General features: G+C 58.2%; 6 protein-coding genes and 4 pseudogenes. 4 read left to right on the forward strand and 6 right to left on the reverse strand.

The window, feature by feature from the left end; genetic code table 11:
• Positions 1-129 (forward strand): hypothetical protein (locus IB244_RS30995; RefSeq protein ID WP_192306846.1); only part of this gene is annotated, 129 nt, incomplete at its 5' end.
• Between the two features lie 94 nt (positions 130-223).
• On the opposite strand, the pseudogene IB244_RS33285 reads toward IB244_RS30995, so the two are convergent.
• Together IB244_RS33285 and IB244_RS31005 are read right to left on the reverse strand one after the other, a co-directional pair.
• Positions 224-346, reverse strand: a pseudogene (locus tag IB244_RS33285) (hypothetical protein); the annotation flags it as partial.
• A gap of 173 nt (positions 347-519) precedes the next feature.
• Positions 520-1,482 carry a DUF808 domain-containing protein gene (locus tag IB244_RS31005; RefSeq protein ID WP_192306848.1) on the reverse strand — a complete coding sequence of 321 codons (963 nt, stop codon included), beginning with the start codon at positions 1,480-1,482 and terminating at the stop codon, positions 520-522.
• A 729-nt stretch (positions 1,483-2,211) separates the two neighbouring features.
• On the opposite strand from IB244_RS31005, the gene IB244_RS31010 reads away from it, so the two are divergent.
• Complete coding sequence (locus tag IB244_RS31010) at positions 2,212-2,445, forward strand: AbrB/MazE/SpoVT family DNA-binding domain-containing protein (RefSeq protein ID WP_029792756.1); 234 nt, start codon at positions 2,212-2,214, stop codon at positions 2,443-2,445.
• On the forward strand, positions 2,442-2,846 hold the full coding sequence (locus tag IB244_RS31015) for a type II toxin-antitoxin system VapC family toxin (RefSeq protein ID WP_029792755.1): 405 nt from the start codon (positions 2,442-2,444) through the stop codon (positions 2,844-2,846). Before IB244_RS31010 ends, IB244_RS31015 begins: the two co-directional genes overlap by 4 nt.
• Positions 2,847-3,131: 285 nt before the next feature.
• Here IB244_RS31015 and IB244_RS31020 read toward each other — a convergent pair.
• The 3 genes and pseudogenes from IB244_RS31020 to IB244_RS31030 form a co-directional block, all read right to left on the reverse strand.
• A pseudogene (locus IB244_RS31020) lies at positions 3,132-4,875 on the reverse strand (TRAP transporter large permease subunit).
• Positions 4,872-5,366 (reverse strand): annotated as a pseudogene (locus IB244_RS31025) (TRAP transporter small permease subunit); the annotation flags it as partial. The pseudogenes IB244_RS31025 and IB244_RS31020, both read right to left, overlap by 4 nt.
• Positions 5,367-6,131: 765 nt before the next feature.
• Positions 6,132-6,902: a DUF6538 domain-containing protein gene (locus IB244_RS31030; RefSeq protein ID WP_192306850.1), complete on the reverse strand. Its 771-nt coding sequence runs from the start codon at positions 6,900-6,902 to the stop codon at positions 6,132-6,134.
• 108 nt (positions 6,903-7,010) lie between these two features.
• On the opposite strand from IB244_RS31030, the pseudogene IB244_RS31035 reads away from it, so the two are divergent.
• Positions 7,011-7,457 (forward strand): annotated as a pseudogene (locus IB244_RS31035) (SDR family oxidoreductase); the annotation flags it as partial.
• An 807-nt stretch (positions 7,458-8,264) separates the two neighbouring features.
• On the opposite strand, the gene IB244_RS32995 reads toward IB244_RS31035, so the two are convergent.
• A partial coding sequence (locus tag IB244_RS32995) for a hypothetical protein (protein WP_312867301.1) occupies positions 8,265-8,723 on the reverse strand: 459 nt, incomplete at its 5' end.

Here is an 8,723-nt window from a genome sequence, read left to right on the forward strand (position 1 = left end):
CGCCAAGGCCGCGGCACCGCGAACCTGATCCAGGCGCAGCGTGACTTCTTCGGCGCGCACGGCTTTGATCGCCTCGACAGCAAGGACTTCCACCACGGCCCGTGGGGTAGCGGTGCGGCGACCTTCTAGCTATCGGCGAGGCGCAGGAGGAGGGCGCAACAAGAGTGGCAACGGCAAAGACCTGCGCCAGCACGTGGTCAGATATGGAGGCATGCTTGAGCAGTTCTGCGAGGGTTCTGCCGGTGTTGAGCGCCTGCTTTGCGAATTCGGCCGCAACGTCATAGCCAAGCAGTGGAACGAGTTCGGTCGCCAATGCAGTGCCAGACATCAGATGTTTCTCGCACATATTGGCGTTCGCCTTGATACCTTCGATGCAGTTGATCCGCAACGCGATCCTCAGAGCCGATCGGGGGCATAGGCAAGCGTTGGCAAAGCCGCAGAGCCCCGTCGCCCGGATGATCGTATTTGCGACGCCTCGGCTCGTCAGAGTTCACCCAGAAAGAATCAAGTGACACCCACTCACGGATTTTGAGGTCGGAGCCGCCTGATCAACCGGGACGACGCATGCACCAACACAATGGTCATGCCGCCGATCAAAATCGCCAGCACTGCCTGAAGCGCGGATGTGGTCGTCCAATGCAGAACCCCCGTGAGATATGCCGACACGGCACTGACGCCGACTGCAATCGTGTCAATGAAATGTTCCGGTCCATGGAAGCCCAGTTGGGCCATTCCGTGGACGAGAATGCTGCCGCCCACCCAGAGCATAGCGGCGGTCCCAATCATTGCAAGGATGCTGAGAAACAAGGGGACGCCGATAACGAGGCCGCGGCCGAACGCTCTGACCAAGCCGACTGAGGAAGTAGCAAGCGCGAGCCCTATGTCGTCCGCCTTCACAATGAGGGCGACAACGCCGTAGACGGCCAAGGTGATGAGGATTCCGACGGACGCCAGGACAGCAGCTTGCGTGTAGATATTGGAAGCGGCGACGTTCGCGAGGGTTAGTGCCATGATTTCTGCTGAGAGTATGAAGTCCGTTCTGATTGCGCCCGCAACCTTCTGGTTTTCCAACGCGACCGGGTCGGATGTTCCCATCACTGCCGCCTCATGCTTGTGCGCGTCGTGTGGGGCAATCGCTTCATAGAGCTTTTCGGCTCCCTCGTAGCAAAGATAAACGCCTCCGACCATCAGCAGCGGCGTGATCGCCCAAGGCGCAAAGTAGCCGAAAAAAATACACGCCGGCAGAAGAAAGAGAAGCTTGTTCTTCAAGGATCCGAGGGCGATCTTAGCGATAATTGGCAATTCTCGCGCGGGCGACAGGCCAACCGCGTATCTCGGTGTTACCGCTGCATCGTCGATCACGACTCCCGCCGCTTTTGCACCTGCTTTTGCTGTTTGAGCGGCGACATCATCCAGCGACGCAGCCGCAAGTTTCGCAATTGCCGCGACGTCATCGAGCAGTGCGAGAAGTCCAGTTGCCATAGGTGCTTTTCCATTCGTCCAGATACAGTGGGACTATCTAGGAGCAATTTCGGTTTGGATAGCCTACCGCAATGACTTTGTCGCAACGCGGCTTCGGAGGGGCTCCCGCCGCCGCAGAGGAGGCCAACGATTTGAAGTATTTCAGCTTTGTGGCGCCGGCGAAACCCGATGCCTTAGCTGCCCATGGCGAAGTCAGACGAGACCCAAGTGTAATCGAGCCCCCGAGCAGCGTGTGGGAGACGCTGCCGGTATCGAACTGGCTCTCAAGCTGATTGTTGATCTGATAGGCGCGCATGTTCTCCGTCACCGCGGTCGTCGGCCAGCTGCCGTCCGTGTTGACGAGGATGCGATCGTAATGTGCCTTCAGATCCGTATCACCCGCGCGCTCGTTCTGCCGGAATGTCAGACCATTGTCGCGGCAGGCCGCCGAGCCGAGATTGCCGAAAGAACCCCGCCTCTGGTCGCTTCACGAATACAATCAACTACCGATCTGCGGGACACTTGAATGATGCAAGCTTAAACCTTAGTGGAGTATTTCTTCCGCTGGCGAGGGCGACCCCACCGTTTGTCTGATGAGGAAAGTCCGGCGGACTAGGGCGGTGGGCTCGCCCAAAAATGTCGGGGAAGCCGACCTCCGCCGGTCGTTTGGGGAACGGGCACGGCGTGCGAGTGTAGGTAAGGATTGCGAACGCACATTCCATGTTCGCAACGTGTAACGAGGCGCACAGCATGACAACGACAGTAACAGCCAAGGGGCAGGTGACAATCCCGAAAGCGGTGCGAGAACTGCTTGGCATTGTGCCCGGAAGCGAGGTCGACTTCCGTCGAGCTGTGGATGGTAGCATAGTGCTGACAAGGGCTGATGGACAGCAACCTGCCAGCCGCTTTCAAAAGCTTCGGGGGCATGCCGGAGAAGGGCTCGATACGGATGCGATCATGGCACTCACGCGTGGTGAAGCGTGACGCTTGTCGACACGAATGTCTTGCTCAACCTTGTGACCAATGACTCGACCTGGGGAGACTGGGCGGTCGAGCAACTTGAGACGGCCAGTCTTGCCGGTCCATTGTTGATCAATGATGTAGTCTATGCCGAACTTGCGGTTCGCTATGAGCGGATCGAGGAACTTGATGCGTTCATAGACGAAGCGGGACTGGTCGTCGCGCCCATTCCGCGAGCCGCGCTATTTCTCGCCGGAAAAGTATTCACACGGTATCGTCGAGCCGGTGGTTCTCGTACGGGAGTCCTGCCGGATTTTATCGTTGGCGCCCATGCAGCGGTTCAACAGCTCCCGCTGTTAACGCGAGATGTCGGTCGGTACCGATCTTATTTCCCAACTGTCGCGTTGATCACACGGGCTCAATGAGCCAAGCCCACGGCAGCGAAGCGACAGAGGCAGTGATTTCGACTTTCAACCCGAACGGATGCTAGCCGATCTGCGTATCGAAAAGCTCACAATCAGCTCCGAGCCCCAATTGTTCATTGTCCTTGGTCCGGACGAAGTCAGCCTCTGGAGCCGTTGAGATAAAGGCTGTGTAACAACGGGGTCATCAGTTCGATCCCCTTCAAATTGGTTGCTCCGCTTTTTGGTCTCATTGCGGACGATGCCTGACAAGCCATGCTGTGCATAGATACAACGCTGAGACTTCGTTTAGCCATACAGATAGGCTGGGAGCCAGAGCGTCATGCCCGGCCAGACATACATGATAACCATGCAGAGAATGACGATCAGCATATAAGGCATCATGCCTGCGAAGATCTGGTTGAGGGTGACGTGCGGCGGCGAGACACCCTTGAGGTAATAGGCCGACATCGCAACCGGCGGCGAAAGGAACGCCGCCTGCAGATTGACGAAGACGAGCACGCCCCAGAGGATCGGATCGATGCCGAAGTGTCGGAGCATCGGCAGGAAGATCGGTACGAAGATAATGATGATTTCGGTCCATTCCAGCGGCCAGCCGAGGATGAAGATGATCGCCTGCGACAGGATCATGAATTGGACGGGCGTCATGTTGAGCGACAGCACCCACTGCTCGATCAACGCCTGGCCGCCAAGAATGGCGAAGACTGCGGAGAAGAGTGCCGAGCCGACGAAGAGCCAGCAGACCATGGCAGTGGTCTTCGCCGTGAGGAACACTGCCTCCTTTGTGCGTTTCCAGTTGAGCGTCCGGGCCTGGAACGCTAGCAAGAAAGCGCCGGCGGCACCGACCGCGGCGGACTCGGTGGCCGTCGTGATGCCGAACAGAATGACGGCGAGCACGACGACGGTCAGGATCCCGAGCGGCATGACCGACGAAGCCAGCAGCTTCACCACCTGCAGCCGCTCGGCATTCATATTCCTGTAGTAGCGCACGAGGACCACCACCGCCATCGCCGCTATGATCCCGAACGTCAGGTAGAAGCTGGTTGACGGCCCATTTAACACCGCCGGGCCGGCATCCGCTGCGGGTCCGCCGAGCTCTTCCAGCCCTTCTGGCACTTCCGCCTCCGCCGAGTCCTGGGGGTGGATGACGACATACCACCAGATGAGAGCCAGGGTGAAAGCCGTCAGCGACAAAGGCACGAGCGCGGCGAAGGCATTCTTGACCAGCTTCCAATAGGTGAGCCGTCCCTCGTCCGTCTCGATCGCCATCGCCTTTGATGGTGAAACCAGGGCACGGAGAAGCCCGGCGAGCATGTTGTTCGAATAGTGCCCCTGAAAGCGTCCCATCCAGGCGGCCACGGGAACTCGCGTCTGTTCCTCGGGCAAGGCGGGCGCGATCCTTGGATTGATCATCGCCCAGGCGAGAACGTAGACGAGATAGAGAAATGCCAGAAAAGAAGCCGGGAAACATTGTGGCCGCATAGAGCTTGACCACCGATTGCCCCGCGACGGCAGCGTAGACGATGATCATCACCGATGGCGGGATCAGAATGCCCAGCGTGCCGCCTGCGGTGATCACCCCGGAGGCAAGCTTGACGTCATAGCCGGCGCGCAGCATCGGGTTCATCGCGATGACGCCCATCAGCACCACGACTGCGCCTACGAGGCCGCTGGCGATACCCCAGAAGGTGCAGATAATCAGCGTCGCTACGGCCAGTGAGGCAGGCACCCGCCGGAACGAAAGCTGGATGCTGTAGAACATCTTGTCGACCAGCGCGCCGCGCTCCATCACATAGCCCATCAGCACGAAGAGTGGGATCGAGACCAGGACGTCGTTAGTCATGGCGCCGTAGGTGCGCTGAACCATCAAATCGAAGACGCGATTGTCGATCCAATGTTCGGCGGGATTGTAGAATGCGTAGAAGCCGAAAACCATGCCGAGCCCCATCAGCGTGAAGGCTGTCGGGAAGCCCATCACGATGACGACCACAATGAGAGCTAGCATCGTCAATCCGAGGAACGGATCACTCACGTCTCCATGTCTCCACCTCGGCCTCGTTGCCGGGCCGCCCTGTCGATATCCTGGGCGCGCTCGATCGCGGCCTCGCGCGTCTGCGTATCTATGTGCTCGCTATTGGCAAGCTGCTCCGCGACGACGTCGATCTCCTCCACATCCTTGAGCCGGCCCGGCCATGCGCCGGTTTTCAGGCAGACGATGCAGCGCGCGATCTCGGCGAGCCCCTGTAGCATGACAAGCGCGCCCGCGATTGGAATGACTGTCTTGAAGTAGTAGATCGGCGGACCTTCGGCCGTGATGGTCGAATGCTCGCCAATCCGCCAGGAAAGTGCTGCATAGTCATAACCGGTATAGATGAGCGCGGCGACGCCTGGCAGGAAGAACAGGATGTAAAGGATGAGATCAAGCGTCGCCTGTATTCGGGGTCGCAGCGAGCTGTAAAGAAAGTCGCCGCGGACATGGGCGTTCTGCGCCAGCGCATAAGCTCCAGCGAGCATGACATAGCTCGGGATGTTCGCTGCTCAATCACCGGCCATGAACCGGGCGATGAGGGGGACAAATACGGCATTGCCTCCAACGAGGCCAAGGCAGCAAGGTTGCGGGCAAGTGTAATGAAGCGGTGTCGCCACGCATGGTTTGGCTGCACATTCGGGTCAGTGACGGCCTTACGTACGAAGTCGGTGAGGCGGTTCTTGGCAGACTTCCATGCGGCCCTCTGGTCTTCATCGGTGTCGCCGTAGACTTTCATGAAGAGGTAGCCTTCTGCTGCCTTTGCCACGAAATCAGGAAAGCCCTGTTCAATGAGGTGTGGATGTAGCGGAACATCGCGGAAATCCCCGTCCTTCACTGTGCCTGCCTCCGGGGTTATTTTGATGATCCAGAGGCCGTTCTCTTGGCGCAGGTCCTGCTTTCGTAGCTGTGTCATTTCGCCGACGCGGGCACCGGAATAGGCGCAAAGCCATGGTAGCCAGCGCCGAGCATTCGATAGGTGTTTCGCCGCCTTCCCGGCGCCCTTGTGGTGGAACGCCGCCGACAGGACGGTAACCGCCTCTTCATCTGTGAAGCCCGGGTCTCGGGGCCGCTTCTTCTTCTGCTTGGCGACCTTAACACCATCAGCAGGGTTATGGTCTACTTTCCGGTTAGCAACGCCCCACTTGTAGAGCTGCCGTATTGCGGAAAGGTCCCCCATACCAATCGTCTTCAGGCTCACCCCTTGCTCAATTCTGTGATCTTTGAATGCAATGACGTCGTCTGAGGTCACCGCACGGGCATCATCGTGGCCAAGGAACTCCGAGAGCTGCTTCGCCCGCCCGCAGGTATGCCTCGTGTGTGCTGACCGCGTTGCCAGCCGCCTTAGCCTCGCGCCACCATCCTTCCGCAAGTCCGGTTATGCTCTGTGACCCCTGAGGCAATGGCTTCGGTGCCTTCGCCTCCTTTTTCAGCTCCAGCGGAGGGAACCGCTCGGCGGCCGGATCGGGGCTGTAATCACCTTCGGCGTTCCGTCCGAGACGAGCCGACGCTTCAATGATCGCTTTGCCAGCCGCCGCTATGAGGGCGATACGGCTTTCGTTGTCCACAACGAGTTGATGGCTGGCTAAGATTTGATCAACGGTCTCGCCGAACCATTGCTCTCTGGCAGCCTCTCCTCCTTCCATCGCTTCCGCGTGAAGTCTATCAATCTGCTTCCAAACGGACGGCGCAGCGGGATCATCCTCGAACAGCGCAACCGGCCCCCGATAAGCCTCGCCCGCCAGCGCGACTATCTGTTTCTGCGTGAGCCGCTTGGGGCCTTCGCGAAGCGATTTCCAGACACCATCCAGATAGGCCAACACGACCGCTTGACGCTCCTTGGCTTCTCCCTGGTCACGCGTTCGAAGAGAGCCCATTATCTCGACAGTACCGTCGCCTACGACGATGTGGAGAACCTCGTCACCAACTGGAATGGCTAGAGATACACCCCGGGCCTTGCCGATGACATCCTTCGGAATACGCTTTCTGAACTGGAAGAAGGTGGAGCCTTTACGGCGCATTGGGCTGGCCATTCTGATATGCACTTGTGTGTCACCCGTGTGTAGCAGTGGGTGAGCGAAAGACCTAGCGATATCAGGAAGTTGAACGTATTCAATACGTTCTGAATGGAATGGTGCCCAGAAGAGGACTGGGATGCCGTTCTGGACACCAATCTGAAATCCGTCTTCTTCCTCTGCCAGGCGTTCGCGAAGGCAGCACTCGCTCGGGATATGCCGGCGAAGATCATCAACATCGCCTCGCTCCTGTCGTTTCAGGGAGGCGTTCGTATTCCATCCTACACGGCATCGAAGAGCGGGCTGGCCGGTATCACCAGGCTGATGGCGAACGAATGGGCGTCGAAAGGCATCAATGTCAATGCGATCGCGCCCGGCTATGTCGAGACCAACAATACCGAGGCGCTTCGCGCCGATGCCGAAAGAAGCGCGGATATCCTGAAGCGCATTCCGGCCGCGCGCTGGGCCAAGCCACAGGATATGGTGGGGGCAGCGGTTTTTCTTGCCTCGCGCGCCTCGGATTATGTTCATGGGACAGTGCTGCCAGTCGACGGTGGCTGGCTCGCCCGATAGGAGATATGATGGCCGATTACCACACGCCCCCCGGGGCCAGGAGTCATTGTGAACGGGCTTCCGAATTCCCATTCGGGCAGACCTCGACCAGTGCAGACAAGTCGCTTCGGGGGCACCGCTGATTTCACTACCGCCGGGACGTTGTTGGTGAATGTACGAAGAACGTGTTCGTTCATCTCTGACGAGGCTTCGCAGGCCTCCCTCCTTGAAGGTCAACCGACGTTTGCGGTCTATGCTTATTGCTCCAATTAAACGCAGGCAAAGGGCGAAGTGCGTCGCGGCCAACGGCGCTAGAGAAGGGCATTTTGCAGCGGTTCTATCGCTTCTGTTTCGACGCCTGCACAGAGCCGCCCTCGTTCTCCCACGTAGCAATAGCATCAGAATTGCGGCTCTGTCGCTGCCGTTTGAACGGAGAATAGTTCTTCGTGGGAATGGTCGCAGCTTCAATTCTGCGAATGATGACAGTTTCAGCCTGATGCAAATCACCCTCGGCGGCTTGCATTTCCGACGTTTTGTAGTTGGCGCGTCTAAGAACGCGCCGGAGCGTCGATCGTGGTTCCTCAGAGCTGTGGCACATTGTTTCAATCCTTGATCTGGAAGGTGTAGCGTTGCGCGTTTACGAGACTGAGCTCCACTGCGGTTGGTCTAAGGCTTCTACATGCTTCCAGGTCCGGGCTTGGCGCTTTGGAATGGACGCGGATTGGCTTCCTTTCTTCGGCAGACCCAAGCGCCTTGGCTTTCCCGCTCTTAACTTTCAATGTTTGCTGGTGCTTTCTTGATTATGAATCTCCTGCCGCGCTCGGCGTTCTAGAGGGGCCGGCGGCCCGCGTTCATTAGAAGCTGGCGCTCTGTCGCCGTTGGTCCCAGGAGCTTCAGCAGCCGCTTTTCTTCAAATCGATCAAGCCTGAAACGCTTGGCGTAATCACGGATATTCCAAACCCTTGCGAACTTTGCAGGCGCATATTTGTGGGTATTGTCAGCGGTCATGATGTTGATCTCCAGGTGTGGTTTCGCGATGTTCACGTTGCTGATGCAAGAGGAGGTCGGCGACGCTGTTTGGTGCGAGCTGACGGCGGTGGCATGCTGGTTTATTCCGCGAGCATTGTTGGGGCTGCTCAATCCACAACGAATCGAGAGAGCTAGGCTGTGGTGACAATTTAACGATCCGGGATTCCATTCGAGTCGCAAATCAGATTCAACGCTGACTTTTGGAGGTCGGCGATGGATGGTGAGGTTCTTCGAGATGACCAGTGGGAGCGGCTGAAG

Source organism: Rhizobium sp. RHZ02, assembly GCF_014851575.1.
Taxonomy (GTDB): domain Bacteria; phylum Pseudomonadota; class Alphaproteobacteria; order Rhizobiales; family Rhizobiaceae; genus Rhizobium; species Rhizobium altiplani.